At 73.7% G+C, this 24,957-nt stretch carries 23 protein-coding genes; 15 read left to right on the plus strand and 8 right to left on the minus strand.

Annotated features, from left to right (window positions below):
* Window positions 1–9 precede the first annotated feature (9 nt).
* Window positions 10–567: a universal stress protein gene (locus tag ACZ7BZ_RS26460; protein WP_470360474.1), complete on the plus strand. Its 558-nt coding sequence runs from the start codon at window positions 10–12 to the stop codon at window positions 565–567.
* 331 nt (window positions 568–898) lie between these two features.
* A complete protein-coding gene (locus ACZ7BZ_RS26465; RefSeq protein WP_470360507.1) occupies window positions 899–1,495 on the plus strand; it encodes a GNAT family N-acetyltransferase in 597 nt (198 codons plus the stop codon).
* Between the two features lie 260 nt (window positions 1,496–1,755).
* Here ACZ7BZ_RS26465 and ACZ7BZ_RS26470 read toward each other — a convergent pair whose 3' ends face one another.
* A complete protein-coding gene (locus ACZ7BZ_RS26470; RefSeq protein ID WP_470360475.1) occupies window positions 1,756–2,937 on the minus strand; it encodes a cytochrome P450 family protein in 1,182 nt (393 codons plus the stop codon).
* 121 nt (window positions 2,938–3,058) lie between these two features.
* Window positions 3,059–3,910 carry a LysR family transcriptional regulator gene (locus tag ACZ7BZ_RS26475; protein WP_470360476.1) on the minus strand — a complete coding sequence of 284 codons (852 nt, stop codon included), beginning with the start codon at window positions 3,908–3,910 and terminating at the stop codon, window positions 3,059–3,061.
* A gap of 95 nt (window positions 3,911–4,005) precedes the next feature.
* On the opposite strand from ACZ7BZ_RS26475, the gene ACZ7BZ_RS26480 reads away from it, so the two are divergent.
* Both ACZ7BZ_RS26480 and ACZ7BZ_RS26485 read left to right on the plus strand, forming a co-directional pair.
* Complete coding sequence (locus ACZ7BZ_RS26480; protein ID WP_470360477.1) at window positions 4,006–4,737, plus strand: SDR family NAD(P)-dependent oxidoreductase; 732 nt, start codon at window positions 4,006–4,008, stop codon at window positions 4,735–4,737.
* Window positions 4,738–4,945: 208 nt separating this feature from the next.
* A complete protein-coding gene (locus tag ACZ7BZ_RS26485) occupies window positions 4,946–5,932 on the plus strand; it encodes an Acg family FMN-binding oxidoreductase (protein ID WP_470360478.1) in 987 nt (328 codons plus the stop codon).
* A gap of 266 nt (window positions 5,933–6,198) precedes the next feature.
* On the opposite strand, the gene ACZ7BZ_RS26490 is transcribed toward ACZ7BZ_RS26485, so the two are convergent.
* Together ACZ7BZ_RS26490 and ACZ7BZ_RS26495 are read right to left on the minus strand one after the other, a co-directional pair.
* Entirely contained in the window at window positions 6,199–7,464 is a 1,266-nt protein-coding gene (locus tag ACZ7BZ_RS26490; protein ID WP_470360479.1) for an APC family permease, read from the minus strand.
* Between the two features lie 173 nt (window positions 7,465–7,637).
* The gene (locus ACZ7BZ_RS26495; RefSeq protein ID WP_470360480.1) at window positions 7,638–7,868 is read right to left on the minus strand and encodes a DUF1918 domain-containing protein; all 231 of its coding nucleotides are present in this window, start codon (window positions 7,866–7,868) and stop codon (window positions 7,638–7,640) included.
* A gap of 204 nt (window positions 7,869–8,072) precedes the next feature.
* On the opposite strand from ACZ7BZ_RS26495, the gene ACZ7BZ_RS26500 reads away from it, so the two are divergent.
* On the plus strand, window positions 8,073–8,687 hold the full coding sequence (locus ACZ7BZ_RS26500) for an Rv1733c family protein (RefSeq protein ID WP_470360481.1): 615 nt from the start codon (window positions 8,073–8,075) through the stop codon (window positions 8,685–8,687).
* A 15-nt stretch (window positions 8,688–8,702) separates the two neighbouring features.
* Here ACZ7BZ_RS26500 and ACZ7BZ_RS26505 read toward each other — a convergent pair whose 3' ends face one another.
* The gene (locus ACZ7BZ_RS26505) at window positions 8,703–9,302 is read right to left on the minus strand and encodes a cation efflux transmembrane domain-containing protein (RefSeq protein WP_470360482.1); all 600 of its coding nucleotides are present in this window, start codon (window positions 9,300–9,302) and stop codon (window positions 8,703–8,705) included.
* 40 nt (window positions 9,303–9,342) lie between these two features.
* A complete protein-coding gene (locus ACZ7BZ_RS26510; protein WP_470360483.1) occupies window positions 9,343–11,703 on the minus strand; it encodes a glycoside hydrolase family 65 protein in 2,361 nt (786 codons plus the stop codon).
* A gap of 222 nt (window positions 11,704–11,925) precedes the next feature.
* Here ACZ7BZ_RS26510 and ACZ7BZ_RS26515 point away from each other — a divergent pair, with 222 nt between their 5' ends.
* The 5 genes from ACZ7BZ_RS26515 to ACZ7BZ_RS26535 all read left to right on the plus strand — a co-directional run bounded on the left by ACZ7BZ_RS26515 (window position 11,926) and on the right by ACZ7BZ_RS26535 (window position 17,654).
* Entirely contained in the window at window positions 11,926–14,649 is a 2,724-nt protein-coding gene (locus tag ACZ7BZ_RS26515; protein WP_470360484.1) for a bifunctional acetate--CoA ligase family protein/GNAT family N-acetyltransferase, read from the plus strand.
* Window positions 14,650–14,655: 6 nt separating this feature from the next.
* Window positions 14,656–15,342 carry a CBS domain-containing protein gene (locus ACZ7BZ_RS26520; RefSeq protein ID WP_470360485.1) on the plus strand — a complete coding sequence of 229 codons (687 nt, stop codon included), beginning with the start codon at window positions 14,656–14,658 and terminating at the stop codon, window positions 15,340–15,342.
* Between the two features lie 225 nt (window positions 15,343–15,567).
* Entirely contained in the window at window positions 15,568–16,245 is a 678-nt protein-coding gene (locus ACZ7BZ_RS26525) for a response regulator (RefSeq protein WP_470360486.1), read from the plus strand.
* Between the two features lie 113 nt (window positions 16,246–16,358).
* A complete protein-coding gene (locus tag ACZ7BZ_RS26530; protein WP_470360487.1) occupies window positions 16,359–16,655 on the plus strand; it encodes an SHOCT domain-containing protein in 297 nt (98 codons plus the stop codon).
* 21 nt (window positions 16,656–16,676) lie between these two features.
* Complete coding sequence (locus ACZ7BZ_RS26535; protein WP_470360488.1) at window positions 16,677–17,654, plus strand: Acg family FMN-binding oxidoreductase; 978 nt, start codon at window positions 16,677–16,679, stop codon at window positions 17,652–17,654.
* A 3-nt stretch (window positions 17,655–17,657) separates the two neighbouring features.
* Here ACZ7BZ_RS26535 and ACZ7BZ_RS26540 read toward each other — a convergent pair whose 3' ends face one another.
* On the minus strand, window positions 17,658–19,403 hold the full coding sequence (locus ACZ7BZ_RS26540) for a sensor histidine kinase (RefSeq protein ID WP_470360489.1): 1,746 nt from the start codon (window positions 19,401–19,403) through the stop codon (window positions 17,658–17,660).
* Window positions 19,404–19,600: 197 nt separating this feature from the next.
* Between ACZ7BZ_RS26540 and ACZ7BZ_RS26545 the strand changes: the two genes are divergently transcribed.
* Both ACZ7BZ_RS26545 and ACZ7BZ_RS26550 read left to right on the plus strand, forming a co-directional pair.
* Entirely contained in the window at window positions 19,601–20,644 is a 1,044-nt protein-coding gene (locus ACZ7BZ_RS26545; RefSeq protein WP_470360490.1) for a zinc-dependent alcohol dehydrogenase family protein, read from the plus strand.
* Window positions 20,645–20,671: 27 nt separating this feature from the next.
* Window positions 20,672–21,325 (plus strand): pyridoxamine 5'-phosphate oxidase family protein, encoded by a 654-nt coding sequence (locus ACZ7BZ_RS26550; protein ID WP_470360491.1) that lies wholly within the window; start codon window positions 20,672–20,674, stop codon window positions 21,323–21,325.
* A gap of 198 nt (window positions 21,326–21,523) precedes the next feature.
* Here the strand turns inward: ACZ7BZ_RS26550 and ACZ7BZ_RS26555 are convergent, their stop codons facing one another.
* Window positions 21,524–21,751 carry a hypothetical protein gene (locus ACZ7BZ_RS26555; protein WP_380452792.1) on the minus strand — a complete coding sequence of 76 codons (228 nt, stop codon included), beginning with the start codon at window positions 21,749–21,751 and terminating at the stop codon, window positions 21,524–21,526.
* Between the two features lie 501 nt (window positions 21,752–22,252).
* On the opposite strand from ACZ7BZ_RS26555, the gene ACZ7BZ_RS26560 reads away from it, so the two are divergent.
* The 3 genes from ACZ7BZ_RS26560 to ACZ7BZ_RS26570 all read left to right on the plus strand — a co-directional run bounded on the left by ACZ7BZ_RS26560 (window position 22,253) and on the right by ACZ7BZ_RS26570 (window position 24,908).
* Window positions 22,253–22,456 (plus strand): cold-shock protein, encoded by a 204-nt coding sequence (locus tag ACZ7BZ_RS26560; RefSeq protein WP_030918248.1) that lies wholly within the window; start codon window positions 22,253–22,255, stop codon window positions 22,454–22,456.
* A 340-nt stretch (window positions 22,457–22,796) separates the two neighbouring features.
* Window positions 22,797–24,332 (plus strand): DEAD/DEAH box helicase, encoded by a 1,536-nt coding sequence (locus tag ACZ7BZ_RS26565; protein ID WP_470360492.1) that lies wholly within the window; start codon window positions 22,797–22,799, stop codon window positions 24,330–24,332.
* 195 nt (window positions 24,333–24,527) lie between these two features.
* Window positions 24,528–24,908 carry a CBS domain-containing protein gene (locus ACZ7BZ_RS26570; RefSeq protein ID WP_470360493.1) on the plus strand — a complete coding sequence of 127 codons (381 nt, stop codon included), beginning with the start codon at window positions 24,528–24,530 and terminating at the stop codon, window positions 24,906–24,908.
* Window positions 24,909–24,957: the final 49 nt, after the last annotated feature.

Consider the following 24,957-nt stretch of genomic DNA (forward strand, 5'->3'; position numbering starts at 1 on the left):
GGACGGATCATGCACGGCAGCGGGCAGCACCAGGACGGAACGGCACTCAGGGTGGTGGTCGGGGTCAGCGGGTCGCTGGGGAGTCTGGCGGCGCTGCACCGCGGCCTCGCCGAGGCCCGCGACCGCGGCGCCGTGCTCTGGCCGGTGCTCGCCTGGGAGCCGCCGGGCGGCGAACACGGCTACCGTCGTTCGCCGTGCCCGCCGCTGCTCGCCGCCGCCCGGGAGGCCGCCGAGCGGCGGCTGGACGAGGCCCTCGAAGCGGCCTTCGGCGAAGCCGGACCCGGCGTGCCGATGCAGCCCGTGGTGATCCGGGGCGAGACCGGGCCCGCCCTGGTCCACCTCGCCGACCGGCCGGACGACCTGCTCGTCCTCGGCCGCAGCGGCGGCCCGCTGCGCCGTCGGCTGCGACGCCCGGTCTCCGGGTACTGCGCCCGCCGGGCCGGCTGTCCGGTGCTCACCGTCCCGGTGCCCGAGCTGCTGCACGACCTGGAGACGCTGCACCGCCGCGCCCGCTGGCACCTGCCCGTCGGCCCGGCACCGGAGCTCACCGCGGCCAAGGCGGCCTGACCCCGGCGCCTTCGGGCGCCGCCACCGCGGTCCGACCGTACGGTCCGGTCCGCCCATGGACGGTCCGCCCTCCTCCCGGGGCGGACCGCGCCGGCCCGCCGGGCCCCGGCCGGAACTCCGGAGCCCGCGACCACCGGTGGAAGACAGGTGGGAGCGGGGTGCCCCGGTACCCCCCCGGTGGAGCGGCCGCCGTTCGGACAGCGGGCCCGCCGCCCGCAGCGGCCGCTCCACCGCCTCGTCGCGCACGTGCGGTCAGAAGCGTTCGGAACGGGCCGAGTTGGGGCCCCGTCCGGGCGGCGGGGATAAGGGCGAGCAGAATGTCCGTATGCGGATGACGAATGCGGGCACGCCCAGGGCGGCGACGGGTGACGACGTCGGGTCGATAGCCGGGGCGCTCGCCCGGGCCTTCGAGGACGACCCGATGATGTGCTGGTTCTTCCCGGACGGCGCCACCCGCCCGGCCGCGCTGGACGGCTACTTCAGCACCCTGCTCACCCGGCAGTACCTCCCGCACGGGGTGTGCGAGCGCACCGAGCACGCGGCCGCCCTCTGGGTGGGGCCGGAGGCGCAGGAGAAGGCCGCGCCGGACGAGGGGACGATCCGGGAGCTGAGCGGTCTGCTCGGGGAGCGGGCCGACTGGTTCCGGCACTGTGTCGAGGCGGCCGCCGCGAACGCCCCGCAGGAGGCGCACTGGTACCTCGCGGTGCTCGGCGCGGACCCGGTCGCCCAGGGCCGCGGAGAGGGCGCCGCCCTGCTGCGCTCGGGCCTGGCCAGGGCGGACGCGGCGGGCCTGCCGGTGTACCTGGAGTCCTCCAAGCAGGAGAACCTCGCGCTGTACCGGCACTTCGGCTTCGAGGTGGAGGAGGAGGTGCGGCTGCCGGGGGACGGCCCGACCCTCTGGGCGATGCGGCGCGCGCCCCGGGCGTAGGCGAGCGCGGAGGGGCGCTGATGCGTTCTCGGCGTACGGGAGACGGTAGAGCAAGGGAAACGTGGGCGTGTTGTTCTGGATGAACGCGAGGGCCGAACGCGAGGGCCGAACGCGAGGGCCGAGCGCGAGGGCTGAACGCGACGGACTGACGGACTGAGCGCGCGGGGCCCGGGCCACGCCCCGGTGACGTGGCGCGGGCCCCGCGACCGCCCGGTCGGCGGGCGGTGCAGCCGCGTCGGCGAACTCCGCCGGCGGCCCGGCTACAGCAGGACGGGGAGCGATTCCAGCCCGTGGATGAGCCGCGAGTGGCGCCAGCGCAGTTGGTCGGCGGGCCGGCCGAGTCGAAGCTCGGGGAAGCGTGTGAGTAGCACACGCAGCGCAGTTGCCACCTCGGCGTGAGCGAGCGGTGCGCCGAGGCACCGGTGGATGCCGTGGCCGAAGGCCAGGTGCGCATGCGCGCCCTCTCGTTCGAGGTCGAGCCGGTTCGGCTCCGGGAAGCGGGCGGGGTCGCGGTTGGCGGCGCCCGGGCTGACGGACACCGGGCTGCCCGCCGGAACGTCCGTCTCGCCCACCCGGACCGGTTCGGGAGCCCAGCGCCAGGTGGCGACGGCGACCGCGGAGTCGTAGCGAAGAAGCTCGTCGACCGCGCTCTCGATTCTGTTCGGGTCCGAGCGCAGCAGCTCCAGCTGGTGGGGGTGCTGGAGCAGCGCCAGGACGGCGTTGCCGATCGCGGCGGTGGTGGTCTCGTGCCCGGCGACCAGGAGCAGCACCGCCAACGAGACAAGCTCCTGCTCGGTCAGGTGGTCGCCGTCGCCGTCGCGGACGGTGGCCAGGGCGGACAGCAGCGCGTCGTCCGGCGCGCGGCGCTTGGAGGCGACCAGCTCGGCCAGGTAGTCGGCCAGGGCGTGGGATGCTGCGTCGATCCGCTGGTTGTCGCCGGCTGCGAACAGGTCCGTCGACCACGTCCGAACGCGGTCCCGGTCGGCGCCCGGGACGCCGAGGAGCCGGCAGATCACCGTGACGGGGAGCGGGACGGCGAGTCCGTCGATGACGTCGACCTCCTCCCCGGGCACCCACGAGTCGATCAGGGTCTCGGCCAGGTCGACGATGTACGGGCGCAGACGGTCGACGGCACCGGAGGTGAACGCCTTGGTGACCAGCCGTCGCAGCCTGGTGTGGTCCGGCGGATCCGTGGCCAGCATGTTCTGCGAGACGGCGGGGTGGAGAGCGCGGCCGGTCTCCTTGCCGGCGAAGAAGCGATTCGTGTCCTTCGACAGTCCCGGGTGGGCGAGTGCCTGCTTCGCCTCGGCGTAGCCGGTCACCACGTAGCCGGCCCGGTGCCCGCTGCCCGGGAGCTTCTGCACGGCCCCGTTGCGCCGGAGTGCCGCATACGTCGGGTACGGATCCCGGAGGAAGTCGGGGTCCTGGAAGGGGCTGTTCATGGTCATCCGTTCGCGGGCTCGGGAGTCAGGGGGCTGTCGTACGGGTCGGACGATGCCGGATCGGGAGCAGCACTCCCGTGTTCCGCTTCGGGTGTGCCGGAACGCGCCCGGCGCATCGGAACTACCGCAGACGGGTCGCGGTCCGGACGAGGTCGGCGACGGCTCTGGACCGACTGTGCGGCGGCCAGGCGATCACGGTGGTGACCTTCGGCGCGTCCAGCACGGGCACGGCGGCGAGGTCACCGTGCAGTTGAGCTCGGCACGACTCCGGGGAGACCGCGCAGGCACGGCCGAGCGCGACGAGCTGCAACAACTGCGCGTGGTCGCGGACCTGCGGGCCGGGGCCGGGTGGGTAGCTGCCGTCGGGGTCGGGCCAGCGCGGCAGAGGCAGGCCGGGCAGCCCGGTGATGTCGGCCATGTGCACATGGGGCCGGACGGTGAGCGGATGCCCGGCCGGCAGGACCACGACCTGGCCCTCCGTGCTGAGTTCCTCGGTGTGGAACCCGGCCGTCGAGTCGAACGGCCGGTGCAGTAGCGCCACGTCGGCCCGGCCCTCGCGCAGAAATCGTTCCTGCTCGGCCGGGCCGCACAGGATGACCTCGACGGAGACCGCGCCGGGTTCGGCGGCGTACGCGTCCAGCAGTTCCGCCAGCAGTTCGCGGGACGCGCTGGCCTTCGTGACCAGGACCAGGCCGGGACGGCCGGTCGGGGAAAGGGCGGCGCGGCGGGTCCGGCGCTCGGCCGCTTCGACCGCGTCGAGGGCCGCCCGGCCCTCGACCAGCAGCACCGAGCCGGCTTCGGTCAGCGTGACGGTGCGGCTGGTCCGATCCAGCAGCGCTGCCCCGAGTCGGCGTTCGAGCTGCTGGATCGCCCGTGACAGTGGCGGCTGTGCGATCCCGAGCCGCTGCGCCGCGCGCCCGAAGTGCAACTCCTCGGCGACGGCGACGAAGTAGCGCAGTTCCCTGGTCTCCATCCCGCCACGGTACTCCGGATCGATACCTGGAAGGTATCGTCGCCCACCCGATCGGTCTTGGACCCCCGCCGGGGTCCGAGAGCAGCATGGTTCCCATGAGCGAACGAACGATTGCGCTGGTCACCGGTGCGAACAAGGGAATCGGCTACGAGATCGCCGCGGGTCTGGGCGCCCTCGGCTGGAGCGTCGGTGTCGGCGCCCGCGACGAGCAGCGCCGCAGGGCCGCGGTGGAGAGACTGCGCGCGGCCGGCGTCGACGCCTTCGGCGTGCCGCTGGACGTGACCGACGACGCGAGCGCGACAGCCGCCGCACGGCTGATCGAGGAACAGGCCGGGCGCCTCGACGTGCTCGTCAACAACGCCGCCATCACCGGCGGCATGCCCCAGGAGCCCACCCGGGTCGCCCCCGCCACCATCCGCACGGTCGTGGAGACCAACGTCATCGGCGTCATCCGTGTCACCAACGCGATGATGCCGCTGCTGCGCCGATCGGCCTCACCGCGGATCGTCAACATGTCCAGCAGTGTCGGCTCCCTCACCCGGCAGTCAGGGACCGCCGGTGAGCTGAGCACAGGTCCGGTGGCCGTGGCGTACTCGCCGTCGAAGACGTTCCTGAACGCCGTCACCCTCCAGTACGCCCGGGAGCTGAGCGGTACGAACATCCTGATCAACGCCGGCTGCCCCGGCTACGTCGCGACCGACCTCAACGGCTTCCGGGGCGTGCGCACCCCCGAACAGGGCGCGGCCATCGCCATCAAACTCGCGACCCTGCCCGACGACGGCCCGACGGGCCAGTTCTTCGAGGACGCCGGCGTAGTGCCGTGGTGAAGTGCACGGCGGTCGCTCGATCGCGCGGGGGTCCGCCTTCGCACCGGGCACATCGAGCTGCCGGCCCCGGCCGTCCGATGAGGTGCACGCTCTCAGCACTCAGTGCCGTCCGGCCGAAGCGGTCAGGGCCGTTGGGCCCTCGACCGTTGCCTCGCTCCGGTGGATGCTCGGATCACCGGCGCTCCCCGCCGGCAGGGAGTGAACCACCATGACCACCGAAACCGCCCTCACCACCGCGGACCTCCGCCTGCTGGCCGAAGCCGGCGGTGCGGCGCCCTCACTGCACAACAGCCAGCCATGGCGCTTCCGCCCCACGCCCGACCTGCTCGGCCTGGAGGTGCACGCCGACCCGAGCCGGGCCGTCCCGGCCGCCGACCCGGACCGCAGGGCGATGCACATCTCGATCGGCGCCGCCCTGTTCAACCTGCGCGTGGCCGCCGCCCACCTCGGCCGCGAGGCCGTCGTCCACCTCCTTCCGGGAGGCGAGGACGCACAGCCGCGCGCCGTGCTCGACCTGTCCGCACCCACCCGCACACCGCAGCCCTTCGGCGCGGACCTCTACCCGGCCGTCGCCCGGCGCCACTCCAGCCGCCAGCCCTTCACCAACCGGGACGTTCCCGAGGCGCTGGTCGCCGACCTCATCACGGCAGCCCAGGACGAAGGCGCCACGCTCACCATGCTGGAGGAGTACGGCGTACGCCGGGTGCTCGCCCTGACCGCCGAGGCCGAGGCCCACATCGCCGCCGACGTCACCCGCGAGGCCGAGACCCGCAACTGGCTGCGCCTGGAACCGTCCTACGACGGCATCCCGCTCGCCGCCCTCGGTTCGCACGACCGCGACGCCCGCGTCCCGATGCGCGGCTTCACCGGCCACCCGCCGCGCCACAGCACCCCGGCCGAACGCTTCGAGGCCCTTCCCCAACTCGCCACCCTCGCCACCCACTTCGACCACCAGGCCGACTGGCTGCGGACCGGGCAGGCGATGGAGCGGGTCTGGTTGCTCGCCACCGTCCACGGCCTGCGCGCCTCCGTCCTGCACCAGGCCATCGAGATCCCCGAAACCCGCTGGCGCCTGCGCGACCCCGTCGAGGGGCCCGGACACGTCCAGCTGGTGCTGCGCCTCGGATACGGCCCGCCCGGTGCGGCCAGCCCGCGCCGCCCGGTGGGGGAGGTCCTCGACGAGGTGGACGACTGACGACGAGGTGGACGACTGACGGGGCCGCCCGAGCGGCCCGGCCCGCCGGTGGCCGCACCGCGGGCAGCCTCACTGCGGGCAGCCTCACTGCGGGCGGACGATGACCACCGAGCAGTGGCGTGCTGCGCGCAGCGCGTGCCGACCGAGTCGAGCAGGGCGACGCAGAGGCGCACGCCCCCGGGCACCGGCCCGGTCGGTTGCCGCGGCAGGTCCGTTCAGCCTCGTCTGCCGGACCGGGCGATGTCCGCCGCACCGGGCGGTCGTGGTCAGGCGCGGGCGAGCGCCTTGCGCAGGCCGTAGGCGGCGGCGCCGAGCGCGATGACCACGGCGCCCCACACCACCGAGTACGCCGGCAGGGCGAAGGCCAGGGCGAGGCAGCCGACCGTGCCGACGACGGGCACGATCCTCGGCGGGCGCCCCTCCTCGGGGGTGAGCGTCCAGGCGGAGGCGTTGGCGACGGCGTAGTAGGCGAGTACTCCGAAGGAGGAGAAGCCGATCGCGCCGCGCACGTCCGCGACGGCCGCCAGGGCTGCGACGACGGTGCCGACGGCGAGTTCGGCGCGGTGCGGTACTGCGAAGCGCGGGTGGACGGCGGCGAGTCGGTGGGGCAGGTGCCGGTCGCGGGCCATCGCCAGGGTGGTGCGCGAGACGCCGAGGATCAGCGCGAGCAGTGAGCCGAGGGCGGCCACCGCCGCGCCGGCGCGTACCACCGGGGCGAGGCCCGGTGCGCCGGCCGCGCGGACCGCCTCGGCGAGCGGCGCCGGGGTGTGGGCCAGCTGCTCGGGGCCGAGCACGGCGAGGACGGAGAGCGCGACGACGGCGTACACGACCAGGGTGACGCCGAGCGCGACCGAGATCGCGCGGGGGATCGTGCGCTGTGGGTCGCGGACCTCCTCGCCGAGGGTCGCGATGCGGGCGTACCCGGCGAAGGCGAAGAACAGCAGGCCGGCGGCCTGTAGCACCCCGTGGAAGCCGGCGTCGGCGCCGACCGCCCAGTGGCCGGTGTCGGCGGCGCCGCTGGTCAGACAGGCGGTCACCACGGCGGCGAGCACGGCCAGCACGACGGCGACGATCGCCCTGGTCAGCCAGGCAGCCTTCTGCACACCGACGTAGTCGACCGCGGTCAGCGCCACCACCGCCGCGACCGCCACGGCGTGGGCCTGCGCGGGCCAGACGTAGGAGCCGACGGTGAGTGCCATCGCCGCGCAGGAGGCGGTCTTGCCGACGACGAACCCCCACCCGGCCAGGTACCCCCAGAACTCGCCGAGACGCTCCCGCCCGTACACGTAGGTGCCGCCAGACTGCGGATAGCGGGCAGCCAGCCGTGCGGAGGAGGTCGCGTTGCAGTACGCGACGAGGCCGGCCAACGCCAGTCCGATCAGCAGCCCGGACCCGGCTGCCCCCGCGGCGGGCGCGAGCGCGGCGAAGATGCCCGCGCCGATCATCGACCCCAGCCCGATCACCACGGCATCGAACACGCCCAGGTGCCGTCGCAGTTCCTGTGGCCCGGCCGTCCGCGCCGAGGTGCTCATCGACCTGTACCTCTCCCTCACCGGTTCCGATTCCGGTGCACCATACGCGAGCGAGGCCGCGGGAGTCCGATCCCGTCATCGGGCGCGGTCGGGTTCGCCGGCGCGCGGCGGTCCGTCGTTGTCCTCGACGACGAAGTCCTCGGGTTCGACGACCAGGTCGTAGTGGTGGCCGGTCAGTCGGCGAAGAGGTGCGGAGCGACCGGTGCGGTCCCGGTGTCCTCGGAGTCGTGACCGAGGTGGTGGATCCGGGTGTCCGGCCCGGGGAAGTACTCGGTCACCCGGTCGTCGTCCGACCAGCGCACGTCGTACGGCGGGCTGCCGTCCGGGTGGTGCAGGCCGACGATCTCGCCGTCCCGGCGGGCCGCACCCGGCCGGGTGCCCTGGACGATGATGCGGTCTCCCACGGCGGCTTTCATACCGTCCTCCCGGGATCGGGGCCGGGGCCTTGCCCTGGCCGTTCGTACCTCCATGGCACCACCGGACGGGGGCCCTGGCAGGGGCCGGACGGACCCGGCAGCCGGGCCCGTCCGGCCCTCGGGGAGCCGCGGCGGGCTCGGAAGACTGATCGGTGGGAGCAGAAGCGACCCCCGGCACCGAGGAGGCGCGTCATGTCCGCCGCAGCCACCACACACAGGCACCCCGCCTCGCGCACCTCCCTGCGCGGGCACGTCCGCCGGGCCACCGGCCGGGATCACAATCCGCTCTGCCGCCCGCTCGACCAGGCGTACAGCCGCCTGGTGGCCGGACTGGCGGTGGCCATGCTGGCCACCCTGGTCACGGCCGTGGTCGCGGCCCTGCTCGTCTACCGGGTGGAGACCCACACGGCGCAGCAGACCGCGCGGCACCAGCACATCGTCACCGCCGTCACCACGGGCGCCGCACTGTCGGGTACTTCGCGTACCGGAGTGCGGGAGCACGCCCCGGCCGGCTGGACCTACCCGGTCGGGCCCGGCACCGGGAGCGTGCCCGTACCGGAGGGCACCCTCGTCGGGACGCCCGTCCGGGTCAGCCTGAACGACGCCGGGAACCCCGTCGGCGGGCCCAAGCCGACCGACCTGATCATCACGGACGCCGCCCTGGTCGGCCTCGGCACGGTGATCGTGCTCGGCTTCGGCGCGGAGGGCGCCGTCGCGCTGCGCCGCCACGCGCTGGACCGGCGGGCGGAGCAGGGCTGGGAGGCCTCCTGGGAGCAGGTGGAGCCGCGCTGGTCCGGGCGCCGGTGACGGCGGCCGGCTGGTTCAGTGGTCGCCGAAGAAGATCTCGCGGACCTCGCGGGCGGCGTAGTAGACGAGTACGTAGCCGGCCGCGGGGTCCGCCCACCACCAGCCGAGGGTGCTGTTGAGGACCAAGCCGAGCAGGACCGCCGCGGCGAGCAGGCCGTCGATGAGGGTGACCCGGCCCTCGGCCCTGAGGACGGCGTTGTCCAGGGCGGCGCCGGTGCGCGCCTTGCCACGGGCGAGGGCGAACATGACGGCGGCGGTGACGGCCGTCCAGGCGATGCCGAGGGGGGAGTGGTGCGGGTGGAACCCGCTGACCAGGACGGTCGTGGACTGCGCGAGCAGGTAGAGCCCGAGCAGCGCGAAGCCGGCCCCGATCAGTCTCAGCGCCCGCCGTTGCCGTTCCTCGCCGCTGCCGGACAGCTCCCAGAGCACGACGGTGGAGGCGCCGATCTCGATCAGGGAGTCCAGGCCGAAGCCGGCCAGCGCGACCGAGCGGGCGTCGATCGCGGCGACCGCGAGGACCACGATGCCGATCACGTTCCAGCCAAGCGTCGTGTACTCGAGGGCGAATCCCCGGCGGAGCAGGGCGTGGCGGAGGCTCTGGTTGATGTCGGTCACGGCCGGATTCTTCCAGAGCCGGACACTGCCGCCGAGGGCGTCAGAGGTGGAAGCGCCGGGACTCTCCGGGGCGGATCGTCGCCTCGGTTCCGCGCAGGCGGATGCGGACGGGTTCCTGGCGGTCCTGGCGCAGGCCGACCGTGACGGTCCGGCGGTCGACGGTGATCGTGAGGCCCCAGTGGCCCCGGTAGCGAAGGTCCAGCTCCAGCCGGCCGAGCGCGGAGGGGAGGTGGGGGTCGAGCCAGAGGGCGTCCTCGCGGACCTCCAGGCCGGTGTAGCAGCGCTGCAGCAGGTCGACCGCGCCCGCCATCGCGCCCAGGTGGACGCCCTCGGAGGTGGTTCCGTGCTGGCTGTCCCGCAGGTCCGCGACCAGGGTGTCGCGGAAGTGGCGCCAGGAGGCGCGGCGGTCGGAGCGGGTGAGCACCCAGGCGTGCACCACCGAGCTGAGCGTGGAGCCGTGGACGGTGCGCCGGAGGTAGTAGGCGGTGGTGCGACGGAGCAGTTCGTGGTGCGCCGGGTACCCGAGACGGCGCAGCAGGTCGCGGACCTCGCGGGCGGAGAAGAGGTACCAGAGCATCAGCGCGTCGGCCTGTTTGGAGACCTTGTAGCGGTTGACCGTGTCCCCTTCGGCCTCCAGGATGCGGTCCAGCCGGCGCAGGTCGGGGTAGCGGCGCCGGCGGGCCTCCCAGTCGAGCTCGGTGAGCCGCTCGTAGCCGTCGAACTGGCTCAACACGCCCTCGTGGAAGGGGACGTGGAGGTGGCGGCTGACGTCCTGCCAGCGGTCGAGCTCCGCGTCGTCGAGGGCCAGGCGCTCGCGCAGCTCGTCCCGTCGGTAGCCGGGTAGGACGTCCAGGGCGTCCTGGGCGCGGGCCAGCACCCAGGACGCCAGTACGTTGGTGTACGCGTTGTCGTCCAGGCCCGGCCGGTTCGCCCACGGGTAGGCGTCGTGGTACTCGTCGGGGCCGAGCACCCCGCGGATCGACCAGCGTTCCCGGTCCCGGTCGTACGTGGCGGCGGAGGACCAGAAGCGAGCGATCTCCAGCAGCGTCTCGGCGCCCGCCGAGGCGAGGAAGCCCCGGTCGTCGGTGGCCTGGTAGTACTGCCAGATGTTGTACGCGACGGCGGAGCCCACGTGCCGCTGGAGGTGGCTGTGGTCGGGGAGCCAGCGGCCGGACAGCGGGTTGAGGTGCAACTGCTGCGACTCCTCGCGGCCGTCGCTCGCGCTCTGCCACGGGTACATCGCCCCTCGCAGGCCCACCTCCCGGGCCTGGCGGCGGGCGACGTCGAGGCGGCGGTGGCGGTAGCGGAGCACAGCGCGGGCCAGCTCCGGGAAGCGCAGGTTGAGCAGCCGCAGGACGAACAGCTCGTCCCAGAAGACGTGTCCCCGGTACGCCTCGCCGTGCAGCCCGCGGGCCGGGATGCCGACGTCCAGGTCGACGGAGTGCTCGGAGTAGGTCTGGAGCAGGTGGAACAGGTTCAGGTGCAGCGGGCCGAGGCCGTCGAAGTCGGCCTCGATCCGGCAGCGGCGCCACAACTCGTCCCAGCGTAGGGCGTGTTCGGCCAGCAGCTGCTCGAAGTCGCCCGCCTCGGCGGCGAGGAGACGGCAGGCGCGCAGTGGGGTCTCGATCGACCGGTCGCGGGAGGTGTAGACCGCCACGGTCTTCTCCACCGTGACCGGCCGGCCGCGTTCGGCGTCCAGGGTCAGGACATGAGCCGCCCAACCCGTGCGGCCCTCGGTCGACACCTTCGTCGGGTCGCCGCTCGTCCGGGCGCAGAGCGCGATCCGCAGAGGCGAGTTGGCGGCGGACGCTTCCAGCCACAGCAGCCCGTCCTCGTCCACTCCCTGACCGGCCGGTCGGAGGTGGTGCTCGGTCAGCCCCCGGTAGCGGGCGACGCCGCTGTTGGTGACGCAGCCGTCCAGGCCCGAGCGGACCTCCAGCGGCCCGGACCAGTTCTCCGGAGTGAACGTGCTCTCCAGCGCGAGCAGGTGCGGCTGGGCCTGGCTGGCGAGGCGGCGCTGCACCAGCCCGGTCCGCCGGCCCAGCCCGTCGACCACCAGCGCCCTGCGGGTCAGTACGCCCCGGCGCAGATCCAGTTCCAGGGTCTGTTCGGCCGCGGGGCCGGTGAACCAGGCGCCGCCGGGCGGGCGGAAGGTCAGCGGCAGCCAGTTCGGGCTGTTGACCAGGTCCTCGTTGGAGACGGTGAGGCCCGCGACGGTCGACTCTGCCCGGTCGTAGCAGCCGGCCAGGTACGTCCCCGGGTAGTGGACGCCGTCCGCGACGGACTCCGGCGCGGCCCCCCGGCTGACCAGGTAGCCGTTGCCGACGGCGCACAGCGCCTCGCGCAGCCCCTCCCCACCGGGGTCGTAGCCCTGGTAGCGGAGCGTCCACGGGTCCGGCATGTCGGGATACCCCGCCGGCGGGTCTGGTGCCACGAGGTGACCTCCGTGCCGAATGGCCTTCCTCCAGTCTGCGCACGACGCCGCCGAGCCGCTCGCCGCCCGGTCCGTGCACCGCTCCGCGCCGGGCTGACCAGCGTGCCGGGCGGGGCCGGTCGGCCCTCGTGGCGAGCGGCGCCGGCGCGGAGGATGGAGGGGTAGAACGGCGACGGCCGAGGAGGCGCCATGTCCACCGTCCACCCGCCGCACACCACTGCAGAGGCCCTGTTGGCCGACGGCACCACGGTGGAGCTCCGGCCGCTCGGGCCGGGCGACCACCAAGCGGTGCTTGGCCTGCACGGTGCCGGGATGTCCGAGGAGAGCCGCCGGATGCGCTTCTTCGGGGTGAGCCGCAACGCGCCGAAGCAAACCGCCGACCGGCTGTGCGGGTCGCCGCAGACCGGCCTGCTGGCGCTCGGTGCCTGGGTCGGGGAGGAACTGGTCGGCGAGGCGGACTGCGAGCTGCTGGACGAGCCCCCGGAGACCGCGGAGCTGGCCCTCGCGGTGGCCGACCGCTGGCACCACCGGGGCGTCGCGACCCTGCTGCTGGAACACCTGGTGCACGCCGCCCGGGCCGCCGGAATCCGCTTCTTCGAAGCCGACACGCTGTTCGGCAACCGGGCGGTCCACCGGGTCTTCGCCGACCTCGGGCTACCCGTGCAGCGCCGCTACACCCAGGGCGAGGTCAGGATCCGGGTACCGCTGGACGAGGGTGACGAGCGCTACCGCTCGGCAGTGGAGGAACGCGGACGCCGGGCCGACGTCGCGAGTATGGCAACCCTGCTGCGCCCGGCCTCGGTCGCGGTGGTCGGGGCGTCCAGACGGTCGGGCTCGGTCGGGCGGACCGTTCTCGGGAAGATCCGGCACGGTGGCTTCGCGGGTGCGGTCTGGGCGGTGAACCCGCACGCCGACGAGATCGACGGCGAGCCCGCGTACCCGTCCGTCCGTGCGCTGCCCGCCGTGCCGGACCTCGCCGTGCTGGCCGTGCCGGCGGGAGCCGTCCCCGGGGCGGCCGAGGAGTGCGGTGCCGCCGGGGTGCGGGCGCTGGTGGTGCTCACCTCCGGGCTCGGGGCGGAGGAGGCCCGTGGGCTGATGAGGGCCTGCCGCCGGCACAGCATGCGCCTGGTCGGGCCGAACAGCCTGGGCCTGGCCCAGACCGATCCCGCCGTCCGGTTGGACGCCGAGTTCGGTGGCGCCTTCCCCAGGGCCGGCAGCGCCGGGGTCGCGGTGCAGAGCGGCGGCGTGGGGATCGCCCTGCTGCAGCGGCTGGCCTGGCTGGGCATCGGGGTGTCGAGCTTCGTCTCGCTCGGCGACAAGTACGACGTCAGCGGCAACGACCTGCTCCAGTGGTGGGAGGCGGACGGCCGCACCGACCTCGCGCTGCTCCACTTGGAGTCCTTCGGCGGCCCGCGTGCCTTCGCCCGGACCGCCCGCCGCGTCACCCGCACCATCCCGGTGCTCACTGTCGACGCCGGGCGCTCCACCGCCGGCCGTCGGGGCGCCGCCTCGCACACCGCGGCCGCCGCCACCCCCACCGTCACCCGGGAGGCACTGTTCCGGCAGGCCGGCATCACGGCGACCCGCAGCATCGAGGAGCTGGTCGAGGCCGCCGCCCTGTTGCACGCCCAGCCGCTGCCCGCCCCGCGCGGCGCGGTGGCCGTGGTGTCCAACGCGGGCGGCATCGGCATCCTGGCCGCGGACGCCTGTGTCGAGGCCGGGCTGGTGCTTCCGGAACTCCCGGCCGAGCTGGGGAAGCTGCTCCCGCCGGGCGCCTCCGTCCGTAACCCGGTGGACACCACAGCGGTGGTGACTCCCGTCGAACTCACCCATTTCCTAAGGGCGTTGGAGCACGAGGTGGCCATCGACGCGATCCTGGTGTGCCTGGTGCCGACGGCGCTGGGCACCACCCCCGACCGTGACCCGGTACACGCCCTGCTGGAGGGCCCGGCCCGGCGCCGCGTCCCGATCGCCGCCGTGCTGCTGGACCAGCAGGTCCCCGTCCGCTACCGCACCTGCGCCGACGGCGGCATGCTCCCGGCCTACTCCGACACCCTTGCCGCCGCCCGCGCCCTCGCCCACGCCCGGGAGCGTGCCCGCCGGCTCGCCGAGCCGCCCGTCGAGCCCGCCGACGCACCGGATTGCGACCCGCGCAGCGCCCGCAGCCTGGTCGACGGCTACCTGACCGCCCACCCCGAGGGCGGCTGGCTCGACCCGCTCTCCACCGCCGACCTGCTGGAGGCGTACGGCCTGCCGCTGACCACCTCGGTGTGGGCCCGCGACGAACACGCGGCGTCCGTCGCCGCGGCCGGCCTGCGCGGGCTCGGGCACGAGGGGAAGGTGGCCCTGAAGGCCTACTGGCCGGGACAGGTGCACAAGAGCGCCGCCGGCGCCGTCCGCACCGGCCTGGGCGCGGATGCCGAAGTACGTTCCGCCTACCGGGAGTTCACCCGTCGATTCGGTGCCGAACTGGCCGGAGCGGTGGTCCAGCCGATGGCCGCACCCGGCCTGGAGCTGCTCGCGGGTGTCGTCCAGGACCAGGTCTTCGGCCCGCTGGTCGTCCTCGGCCTCGGCGGGACCGCCGCCGACGTGCTGGCCGACCGGGTGGCCCGGCTCGCCCCGCTCAGCGAGCGCGACCTGACCACCATGGTCACCGAACTGCGCGGCGCACCCCTGCTGTTGGGCAATGGCGGAGCGCCTCCCGTCGACCTCGCCGCCGTACGGTCCGTCCTCACGCGGCTGTCCCGGCTGGCCGACGACTTCCCCGAGCTCGTCGAGGCCGATCTCAATCCCGTCATCGTCCGCGCCGACGGCGCGCTCTGCGTGGACGCCCGGGTCCGCCTCGAACGCCGGCCGTCCTTCGACCCCTACTTGCGGCGGCTGCGGCGCCCGGCGGCCGCCGAAGCGGAGTGAACCGCCATGAAGCACAGCATCCTCGACGGCACGGAGGCCGACACCTTCCCCGCCTCCGAACCCGTACGGTCACCCGGCCGCACGGCGGTCCGCGACTGCATGAGCGGGCCCGGCGTCGCCGTCACCCCCGGCACCGACTTCGCCACCGTCGCCGCCGTACTGAGCGCCTCCCGGCGGGGCATCGTGCCGGTCGTGTCCGACGACGGCACCGTGACCGGGGTGATCGCCGCGTCCGACCTGCTCGCCGCCTACGCCGAGGAGGACCCCGAGCAGGAACTGCCCGCCCGCCACCTGATGGCCACCCCGGTGGTCACCGTCACCGAGGACACGAGCGTCACCGAGGCGGCGGCCCTGCTCACCGAACACGCCCTGCACCACCTGCCGGTGGTGGACGCCGACGGCCGGCTGGCGGGTCTGCTCTCCACCCACGACCTGCTCGACGCCCTGCGCCGCGAGGACGAGGCCATCCGCTCCGAGGCCCTCGCCCTCGCCCTCACACCCGGCAGCGGAGTCGTTCCCGGCTCCCTGCACGTCCGCTGCGAACGCGGCCTGCTCGCGCTCACCGGCCGCACCCGCACGCGTGGCGACGCCGCCTCCCTGATCCTCCAACTCGCCCGCATCGACGGCCTCAACGGCCTCGCCGACCACCTCACGTGGGACGAGGACGACATCGGTCCGGCGCCCGGCCGCTGAGCACGCACGTGCCGGGATCGTGGCCGCCGCAGCCTCGGCCGCGCTTCTGGTGCTCGACCGCACCGGGCACCCCCCGGGCCCGGTCACCAGGGTGGTGATCCACGGGCGCCCACTGCCGGCGCCCACTGCCCGGTGGCCGTCGTCCCGCGCACCCGACGCGGTGCGCGGCTCGACGCGGACGCGCAGAATCGGTGGTGTCACCGAGCGCACCCCAGGGAGCACGCCATGGACACGCCCCAGCCCGTACGGGTGTTCCTGCTGGATGACCACGAGGTGGTCCGCAGGGGCGTCCGCGACCTCCTGGAGGCCGAGGCCGACATCGAGGTCGTCGGCGAGGCCGGCAGCTGCGCCCAGGCCCTGGCCCGGGTGCCCGCGCTACGCCCGGACGTCGCCGTGCTCGACGTGCGGCTCCCGGACGGCGACGGTGTGACCGTCTGCCGCGAGCTGCGCGACCGGATGCCCGGTCTGGCCTGCCTGATGCTGACCTCCTTCGACGACGACGACGCCCTGCTCGACGCGATCATGGCCGGAGCGGCCGGTTACGTGCTCAAGCAGGTCAAGGGCGCCGACCTGGTCAGCGCGGTCCGGACGGTGGCCTCCGGCCAGTCCATGCTCGACCCGGCCACCACCCACAAGCTGATGGAGAGCCTGCGCCACCACGAGGAGGACGAGACCGACGCCGCACTCGCCGGGCTCACCCCGCGGGAACGGGAGATCCTTGCACTGGTCGGCGAGGGCAAGACGAACCGCCAGATCGGTCAGGAGCTCTACCTCGCCGAGAAGACCGTGAAGAACCACGTCTCGCGCCTGCTCGCCAAGCTGGGTGTCGAGCGCCGCCTCCAAGCCGCCGTCCTCGCGGCCCACGCCGAACAGCCCGAGCAGCACCACCAGCGCCCGCACTGAGCCGCCACGGTCCGAGCGGGCCCGGAGGTAGAGCCGAACGGCCCAAGCGGCTCGTCGGTCCCCGGCCGCACGGTGGAGGTGATCGACCTCCCGTCACGGCTGAGGAGACGGCGATGATGTACTGGAACGATCACGGCATGAACGGTTGGGGCATCGGCCTGATGACCGTGAGCATGCTGCTCTTCTGGGCGCTCGTCGTCCTCGGCGTGGTCGCCCTGGTCCGGCACCTGGGCCGGACGACCCCGCACGACCCGGCTGTACCGAGCCCGCCTGCCGCGCCACCGTCTCAGCGGCCGACCCCGGAACAGCTGCTCGCCGAACGCCTGGCCCGCGGCGAGATCGACCCCGACGAGTACCGCACCCGTCTGGACACCCTGCGCGGCGGCGGCGATCCGCCCGCCTCCGGCTGACGACGCACTGAGGAGCCGGTCATGTCCACTCTCGCCCTCGACGCCGTCGCGTTGGAGAAGCTCGTCTCCGCGGCGGTGGCCGCACCCTCGATCCACAACAGCCAGCCCTGGCGGTTCCGGCTCCAGCCGGACACCTCGGACCTGGAGGTCCGGGCCGACCGCAGCCGGGCCGTCCCGGCTGCGGACCCGCAGGGCCGGGCCCTGCACATCTCCGTCGGCGCGGCCGTGCTCAACCTGCGGGTCGCCGCCCGCCACCTGGGCTGGGCGCCCGACGTGCGCCTGCTGCCCGATCCGGCCGACCCCGAACTGTTCGCCGCCGTCCGGCTCGACACCCCTGCCGCAGCACCGGCCCCGGGTGCGGAGAAGCTCTACGAGGCGATCTGGCGCCGCCACTCCATCCGCACGCCGTTCACCGGCAAGCCGGTCCCGCCGACCGTCCTCGACGAACTGGCCACCGCCGCGCTCGCCGAGGACGCCGTACTCCTCCTGCCCGGCCACACGGAGACCGCCCGGCTGCTGCACCTCACCGCAGAGGCCGAACGCCGCAACATCACGGACGACGCCCAGCGCACCGAGAGCCGCAACTGGATCCGCACGGGCGAGGCACCGCCCTACGGCATCCCGGTCAGCGCACTCGGCCCGCAGGACCTGACCGGCCACCTGCCGATGCGCGACTTCTCCGCCATCCACGCCGCCGAGCACCAGGCCCCCGCCCTCTTCGAAGCCGAGCCCCGCATCGCGGTCCTCACCACTGAGCACGACACCCCGCAGGACTGGTTGCGTGCCGGCCTCGCCCTGGAACACGTCCTGCTCGCCGCCACCGTCCAAGGCGTCCGGGCCTCCTTGCTGCACCAGGCCATGGAATGGCCCTACCTGCGCTGGGAAGCCCGCGACCCGCACCACGGCCCCGGCTACGTGCAGATCCTGCTCCGCCTCGGTTACGGCCCCGAGGGTGCCCCGACACCCCGCCTGGCCCCCGGTGCGGTGACGGACCCCTAGGCCCTAGCCTTCGGGCACGGGGACCCGCCAGACCAGCGCCGTACCGCCCTCAGGGCGGGTACGAGCGGTGAAGGTACCGCCCAGGGCGGTGGCCCGGTCGGCGAGGTTGGCGAGGCCGCTGCGGCGGCCACCCTCGGGGAGGCCGGCCCCGTCGTCGGCGACCGTCACGGTCAGCTCCTCGCCGGCGGCCACGGTGACCTCCACCGCGTCGGCTCCGGCATGGCGGGCGGCGTTGGACAGGGCCTCCTCCAGGACGGCGACGGCCGCGTCCGCGATGTCGGCGGGCACGCCGACATCGAGCAGGCCGGTCATCCGCAGCGCCGGGGCGAAGCCGAGGGAGCGGGTGGCGCGCTCCACGACCTCGACGACGCGGGTGCGCAGGCCGACCGCGGCAGGGCCGCGCTCGCGCAGGCGCAGGCCGAAGATCGTGGCGCGGATGGTCTTGGCCGTCTCGTCCAGGTCGTCGATCGCCCGCAGGACGCGCTCGGTGGCCTCGGGATGCTCGATGAAGCGGGTCGCGCCTTGCAGCGTCATCCCGGTGGCGAAGAGGCGCTGGATGGCCAGGTCGTGCAGATCGCGGGCGATCCGGTCGCGCTCCTTCAACAACGCGACCTGCTCGGAGTCCCGGCGCCGCTCCGCGAGCTCCATCGCCACCGCTGCCTGGCCGGCGAAGCCCAGGAGCGGCCCCGACTCGCCCTCCTCGAACAGCGGCGACCCGGCCGCCCTGGCCAGCAGCAGTACGCCCCGGATACCGCGCTCGGCGGTGCCCACGGGTACCGCGACGGCCGGGCCCAGACCTTTCCACCGTGGCGGGCCGACCGTGATCCTCGGGTCCTTCTGGACATCGGGGCTGACCACGAGCCCGCCGGTGCGGAAGGCCGCGCCCATGAACGAGCCCTCGACCGGGAGCACCAGACCCCGGTGCTCCCGCTCGTCGAGGCCGACGGCGATCCGCACCTCCAGCTCGCCGGTCTCCGGCAGCGGTACGGCCACGGCGGCGAGGTCGGCGCCGGCGAGCTCGGCCGCGCGGGCGAGCAGCAGGTCCAGCACCTCCTGCTCCGCGCTGCCCGACAGCAGGCTGCTGGTCACGTCCGCACTCGCCTTCAGCCAGCGCTGCCGCTGGCGGGCCCGGTCGTACAGCCGGGCGTTGTCGATGGCCACCCCGGCGGCGACGGCCAGGGTGGCGAGCACCGACTCGTCCTCGGCGTCGAAGTCGCCGCCGCCGCGCTTCTCGGTCAGGTAGAGGTTGCCGAACACCTTGTCCCGGATCCGGATCGGCACCCCCAGGAAGCTGCGCATCGGAGGGTGGCGGGCCGGGAAGCCGTAGGAGGCCGGGTGGTCGGAGATCCGGCTGAGCCGCAGCGGCTCGGGGTGGCGGATCAGCTCGCCGAGGATGCCGTGCCCCGAGGGCAGGTCGCCGATCAGCTTCACCTGATCGTCGGTGACCCCGACCGGGATGAACTGCGAGAGCCGCTGGTCCTCGCCGATCACGCCGAGCGCGCCGTACTTGGCGTCCACCAGGGTGACGGCCGCCTCCACGATGTGTTGCAGCGCCTGGGTCAGCTCCAGGTCGCGGCCGACCGCCAGCACCGCCTCCAGCAGGCTGTGCACCCGGTCCCGGGTGCCGCGGGCGGTGTCCAGGCGGGCTTGGAGCTCTTCCAGGAGTTCGTCCAGTCGCAGCTTCGGTACGGGGGCGGCCGTCTCCGATGCGCTGGTCTCCGATGCACTGGACTCCGATGCGCTGCCCAAGGGGATCCTCCGCGGCTCGGCCCCCGCTGCTCACTTGACCAGGGTAGGCGCGTCTGCCACGGTCCGTCGGGCGCACGAAGGGGCCCATCGGCCCAGTGAGGGCACCCACCGGACCCATTGGCGGCGGCCACGGCCACGGAGAAGGCTGGTAGCGAGCGGAACCGCCCGCTCCGCTCTCGGAGAGGAGTGACCGCAGCATGAAAGCGCTCACCTACCACGGACCCGGCCGCCGCACCTGGCGCGACGTCCCCGACCCGACCGTCCGCGACCCGGAGGACGCCGTCGTCCGGGTGGACGCGGTCACCATCTGCGGCACCGACCTGCACATCCTCAAGGGCGACGTCCCCGAGGTCACCGAAGGCCGCATCCTGGGCCACGAGGCCGTCGGCACCGTCACTGAGACCGGGCCGGGCGTGCGCACCGTCACGGCCGGCGACCGGGTGCTGGTCTCGTGCATCTCCGCCTGCGGGCGCTGCGCCTACTGCCGCGCCGCGGGCTACGGCCAGTGCACCGGCGGTGGCGGCTGGATCCTCGGCCACCTGATCGACGGCTGCCAGGCCGAGTACGTCCGCACCCCCTTCGCCGACACCTCGCTGTACAAACTGCCCGACGGCGTCCGGGACGAGGACGCGCTGCTGCTCGCCGACATCCTGCCCACCTCCTACGAGGTCGGCGTCCGCAACGGCCGGGTCGGGCCGGGCGACACCGTCGCGATCGTCGGTGCCGGGCCGATCGGGCTCGCCGCGATCCTCACCGCCCGGCTGTACAGCCCCTCCCGCATCATCGTGATCGACCTCGCGCAGAACCGTCTGGACGCCGCCGAGCGCTTCGGCGCCGACACGACCCTGACCGTGGCCGAGGCCACCGCGGAGGCCGTCCGGACCCTGAGCCGGGACGGACTCGGCGTGGACGTCGCCATCGAGGCGGTCGGCGTCCCCGAGTCCTTCGAACTCTGCACCCGCCTGGTGCGCCCCGGCGGCCGGGTGGCCAACGTGGGAGTGCACGGCAAGCCGGCGGTGCTCCACCTGGAGGACCTCTGGATCCGCGACGTCACCATCACCACCGGGCTCGTCGACACCGACAGCACCCCGCTGCTGCTCGACATGCTGGCCGTCGGCCGACTCGACGTCGCCGGGCTGGTCACCCACCGCTTCGGCCTCGACGAGATGCAGGACGCGTACGACGTCTTCGCCGACGCGGCCGGCACCGGGGCGCTCAAGGTCGCGCTCTTCCGGACGTGACCGACCGTGTTCGGAGGAGTCGCCATCATGACCAGTCGTCCCGATCCCGGCGAACTCGCCAGCCGGGTCGCCAGGCGCTGCGACCAACTCGGCATGAGTGAAGGGGCGCTCGCCCACCGGGCCGCCATGTCGCCCGCCTACCTGCGGCAACTCCTGCAGTCAGGACCGGAGTTCGACCCGCCGGGCTTCGTTCGGGTGGCCGCCGTGCTCGGGATGACCTGGCCGGAGCTGCTGTCGGGCCGACGCCCCGACGCCCCACCGGGGCTGGCCGACGCCGACCCGCGCCCCCACCTGTTCCACCTCACCGAGCCGCAGTGCTGGGACCTGCTCGGCACCCACGGCATCGGCCGCATCGGTCTGCCCGGATCCTCGGCGCCCGTCGTGCTCCCGGTCAACTACGTGGTGGACGCCCGGACGATCGCCTACCGCACGGCTCCCCGGGGCCCCGCCGCCCCGGGGGAGGGCTCGCCGGTCTCCTTCGAGGTGGACCACATCGACGACCACCGCAGCCAGGGCTGGAGCGTCCTCATCCTCGGCGAGGCCCACCACGTCGACACCCCGGGCGAAGAAGAGCACCTCGCGTCCCTTCCCGGCTCCACCCCCTGGGCCGGCGGTTCCCGCCCGCTGTGGGTGCGCGTCCGGCCGGACGGAATCACCGGGCGCCGCATCGGCACGGGGTGACCGTTGCACCGTGCCGGCGACCGCCTGGTCAGGCCCCCGCACCACCTTCACGGTCAGCGAGTCGTCTGACGATCGGGGCGCGGGGCGCCCCCGACGCCACCCCGGACCGGCCCGCTGTCCGACGGTGTCGTCCGTCGGACAGCGGGCCGGCGTCGTTGACGACCGGGCGATTTCGGCCGTCCGCCGGGCCGCGCTCGGTCAGAGTTTGAACATGGCGGTGTACGGCGGGGTGATGCGTTCCTGCCGTGATCCGAAGTCGACGAGGACCGCGATGTCGCTGTCGCCCTCGACGCCGATGGCCCGACCGAGGCCGTACCTGTCGTGGGAGACCCGGTCGCCGACGATGAAGTGCTTGCGCGGCGCCTCCACTCGGACCTTGAAGGGGCTGGTGGGCAGGTGGCGGCGGACTGCTGCAGATTTCGTCATTCCCTCCAGTATGCGCCGGAAAAGGCGGGCGCGGGGTCTTTCCGGCGATCGATTTCTGGGGTTGGAATGCCGTGTACGCCGTCCGGGTGCGCCCCCGGAATACCTGACGGGCCCGGTGAGTCGAGTTTGCGGGGTTGGTGGAGCAACCGTGGCGCTCCCGGTCGCGGGAAACGCCCTCCTGGGAGACGTCGGCGCCGAGGGGTGCGGATGCGTGCTCAATCGGCTTGGTTTGCAGGTGTGTTGAAGGCTCCTGTCGGCTCGGGTCCGATGCCCTGGGGCAGGCTCTCGCGGAACCGGGGGTGAAATATTCCGCCACGGCGGGCCTTGGTCTGCTAGAGTCGCCTTGGTTGCAGTAGTGGTTCCCATGAATTTTGTGTGCGCCTGCTGATGTTTCGCAGGCGTATTTTCGTTTCCCGGTTCTTTCCCGGGTGGGTGCTCATCGCGGCGACTCGAAGCCCGCGCTGTGCGTGCTTCGGAAAGCCCCTTGAAGGAGATTTCTTTATGGCTAATGGCACTGTGAAGTGGTTCAACGCGGAGAAGGGCTTCGGCTTCATCGAGCAGGAGGGTGGCGGCCCCGACGTCTTCGCCCACTACTCGAACATCAACGCCAACGGCTTCCGTGAGCTGCTCGAGGGCCAGAAGGTCGAGTTCGACGTCACGCAGGGCCAGAAGGGCCCGCAGGCCGAGAACATTCGTCCGCTGTAGTTCATCTGTCAAGGCACCCGCCTAGCAGCGAGGGGCCCGCACCGAGTACATGCACGGTGCGGGCCCCTCGGCATTGCGCCACGACGCACATCCCCGGCCGTTCAGGCCCCCTGGCTCCGCCGCCGGCGGCCATCCCCACGCGAGACGCACAGCGTCGCGTCCGGATCGGCGCCCTGCCGTGACATCCCACAGTTCGAGGATCTCCGGCCTGAGGTGACGTGCCGCACGGTTTCACCGTCCACGCCCCGCTCCCCACACTTCGGCCCGTTGACTTGCGATCTCCTGCCGGCGCCGCGCGCCGCGGAGCCGCCCCGCGACGTGCCGTCCAGGAAGGTTGTCGATGAACTCCTCCAGTCGCTCCTCGTACCGAAACGCCAACTCCCGTTCCCGCGCGGGCTCCCGCTCCGGCGGCAGCTCCTTCTACGGCGACCGGCCTGCCGGCGGTCGGCGCTCCGAGGGTCGGGGCGCGCGTCAGGGTGCTTCCCCGCAGGGGGAGTTCGCGATGCCGGTGAGCACCACCCCGGCGCTGCCGCCCGTCGAAGCGTTCGACGAGCTGGACATGCCGAAGGCACTGCTGTCCGTGCTGACCCGCCAGGGCGTCACCGCGCCGTTCCCGATCCAGGCCGCGACGCTGCCGAACTCGCTGGCCGGCCGCGACGTCCTCGGACGGGGCCGGACCGGCTCCGGCAAGACCATCGCGTTCGGCCTGGCCGTCCTGGCCCGCACCGCCGGGCGGAGGGCCGAGCCGCGCCGCCCGCTGGCGCTGGTGCTGGTCCCCACCCGTGAGCTCGCGCAACAGGTCACCGAGGCCCTCACCCCCTACGCCCACGCGGTGCGCCTGCGGATGGCGACCGTGGTGGGCGGCGTGTCGATCGGTCGCCAGGCTCAGACGCTGAACCGCGGGGCGGACGTCGTGGTGGCCACCCCCGGTCGGCTCAAGGACCTGATCCAGCGCGGCGACTGCCAACTGGACGGCGTCGGCATCACGGTGCTCGACGAGGCCGACCAGATGGCCGACATGGGCTTCCTGCCGCAGGTCACCGAGCTCCTGGAGCAGGTCGCCGAAGGCTGCCAGACGATGCTGTTCTCCGCGACCCTGGACCGCAACGTCGACCGTCTGGTGCGGCGCTTCCTCAAGGACCCGGTCACCCACTCGGTGGACCCCTCCGCAGGAGCCGTCAGCACCATGGAGCACCACGTGCTGCACGTGCAGGCCTTCGACAAGAGCGCCACGATCGCCCACATCGCCTCCCGCGACGGCGGGGTGATCATGTTCATCGACACCAAGCACGGCGCGGACCGTCTGGTGGAGGAGCTGCTCGCGAACGGGGTGAAGGCCGCGGCGCTGCACGGCGGCAAGTCCCAGCCCCAGCGCACCCGCACCCTGGAGCAGTTCCGCACCGGCCAGGTCACCGCGCTGATCGCCACCAACGTCGCCGCCCGGGGCATCCACGTCGACGGTCTCGACCTCGTCGTCAACCTGGACCCGCCCGCCGATCACAAGGACTACCTGCACCGGGGCGGGCGCACCGCCCGGGCCGGGGAGTCCGGCACCGTCGTCACCCTCGTGCTGCCCAACCAGCGCCGCGAGATGGCCCGCATGATGACCACGGCCGCCATCACCCCCATCACCACCAGGGTCAGCTCCGGCGACGAGGACCTGGCCCGCATCACCGGCGCCCGGGTGCCCACCGGCATCCCCACCGTGATCGCCGACCCCGTCGTCGAGCGGCCGCGCCGTAGCCAGTCCACCGGCCGCGGCCGCCGCGGCCGCCCCACCGCCACCGCCGGCGAGACCCGGGCAGCCTCCAGCCGCGGCAGCCGGGGCTCCTCCGGCCGCCGCCGCGCGCAACAGCGCGTCGGCCTCGCCGCGTAGCACCCGTCGGGCCCGGTGCGCGGTGCGCACCGGGCCCGCGCGGTCCGCCGCCTCAGCGGCAGCGGTTTCCCGCGACGGCCGCACGCGCGGTTCGTCAGCAGTGCCGCGCCCCGCGCCGGCGGACCGCCACCGGCGTCCCACCGCCCGTGCCCTGATCACCGCCGGACCCGGCGGGAGAGACGAAGGAGTCAGCCCATGACCATCGCCCTCGAACACCCCGCGACCACCGCCACGGTCGGCGACCTCATGCGACACCCGGAGCTGCAGATCAGCGACGATGTCATGGTCGACACGGCGATGGACATCCTGCAGAGCTCCGGCGCCGACCACCTGCTGGTCCGCGACGAGGACGGCCGCTGCGCCGGGTTGCTGACCCGCCTGCAGCTGGCGCCGTTCCAGGCCCGGTCCTGGTACACCGAGCGCACCCCGGTGCGCGACATCGTCTTCGACCGCGAGCCGTTCGCCACCACCGGCATGCCCGCCGCCACCGCGGCCGCTGCCATGCTCGCCCGCGGCCTGGACGCGTGGCCCGTCGTGGACCACGACGGCCACGTCATCGGGCTGCTCAGCTTCTAGGGCGTGTGCGGCGTCGTGCTCGGTCCTCGGGTGCTGCCCCCGCCCTGCT

The organism is Kitasatospora sp. NPDC036934, assembly GCF_055608425.1.

Excerpts from the sequence above, each read along its gene's own strand:
- ACZ7BZ_RS26460 (WP_470360474.1), top strand. The coding sequence starts at position 10 with ATGCACGGCAGCGGGCAGCACCAGGACGGAACGGCACTCAGGGTGGTG.
- ACZ7BZ_RS26465 (WP_470360507.1), top strand. The coding sequence starts at position 899 with ATGACGAATGCGGGCACGCCCAGGGCGGCGACGGGTGACGACGTCGGG.
- ACZ7BZ_RS26470 (WP_470360475.1), bottom strand. The coding sequence starts at position 2,937 with ATGAACAGCCCCTTCCAGGACCCCGACTTCCTCCGGGATCCGTACCCG.
- ACZ7BZ_RS26475 (WP_470360476.1), bottom strand. The coding sequence starts at position 3,910 with ATGGAGACCAGGGAACTGCGCTACTTCGTCGCCGTCGCCGAGGAGTTG.
- ACZ7BZ_RS26480 (WP_470360477.1), top strand. The coding sequence starts at position 4,006 with ATGAGCGAACGAACGATTGCGCTGGTCACCGGTGCGAACAAGGGAATC.
- ACZ7BZ_RS26485 (WP_470360478.1), top strand. The coding sequence starts at position 4,946 with ATGACCACCGAAACCGCCCTCACCACCGCGGACCTCCGCCTGCTGGCC.
- ACZ7BZ_RS26490 (WP_470360479.1), bottom strand. The coding sequence starts at position 7,464 with ATGAGCACCTCGGCGCGGACGGCCGGGCCACAGGAACTGCGACGGCAC.
- ACZ7BZ_RS26500 (WP_470360481.1), top strand. The coding sequence starts at position 8,073 with ATGTCCGCCGCAGCCACCACACACAGGCACCCCGCCTCGCGCACCTCC.
- ACZ7BZ_RS26510 (WP_470360483.1), bottom strand. The coding sequence starts at position 11,703 with ATGCCGGACCCGTGGACGCTCCGCTACCAGGGCTACGACCCCGGTGGG.
- ACZ7BZ_RS26515 (WP_470360484.1), top strand. The coding sequence starts at position 11,926 with ATGTCCACCGTCCACCCGCCGCACACCACTGCAGAGGCCCTGTTGGCC.
- ACZ7BZ_RS26520 (WP_470360485.1), top strand. The coding sequence starts at position 14,656 with ATGAAGCACAGCATCCTCGACGGCACGGAGGCCGACACCTTCCCCGCC.
- ACZ7BZ_RS26525 (WP_470360486.1), top strand. The coding sequence starts at position 15,568 with ATGGACACGCCCCAGCCCGTACGGGTGTTCCTGCTGGATGACCACGAG.
- ACZ7BZ_RS26530 (WP_470360487.1), top strand. The coding sequence starts at position 16,359 with ATGATGTACTGGAACGATCACGGCATGAACGGTTGGGGCATCGGCCTG.
- ACZ7BZ_RS26535 (WP_470360488.1), top strand. The coding sequence starts at position 16,677 with ATGTCCACTCTCGCCCTCGACGCCGTCGCGTTGGAGAAGCTCGTCTCC.
- ACZ7BZ_RS26545 (WP_470360490.1), top strand. The coding sequence starts at position 19,601 with ATGAAAGCGCTCACCTACCACGGACCCGGCCGCCGCACCTGGCGCGAC.
- ACZ7BZ_RS26550 (WP_470360491.1), top strand. The coding sequence starts at position 20,672 with ATGACCAGTCGTCCCGATCCCGGCGAACTCGCCAGCCGGGTCGCCAGG.
- ACZ7BZ_RS26555 (WP_380452792.1), bottom strand. The coding sequence starts at position 21,751 with ATGACGAAATCTGCAGCAGTCCGCCGCCACCTGCCCACCAGCCCCTTC.
- ACZ7BZ_RS26560 (WP_030918248.1), top strand. The coding sequence starts at position 22,253 with ATGGCTAATGGCACTGTGAAGTGGTTCAACGCGGAGAAGGGCTTCGGC.
- ACZ7BZ_RS26565 (WP_470360492.1), top strand. The coding sequence starts at position 22,797 with ATGAACTCCTCCAGTCGCTCCTCGTACCGAAACGCCAACTCCCGTTCC.
- ACZ7BZ_RS26570 (WP_470360493.1), top strand. The coding sequence starts at position 24,528 with ATGACCATCGCCCTCGAACACCCCGCGACCACCGCCACGGTCGGCGAC.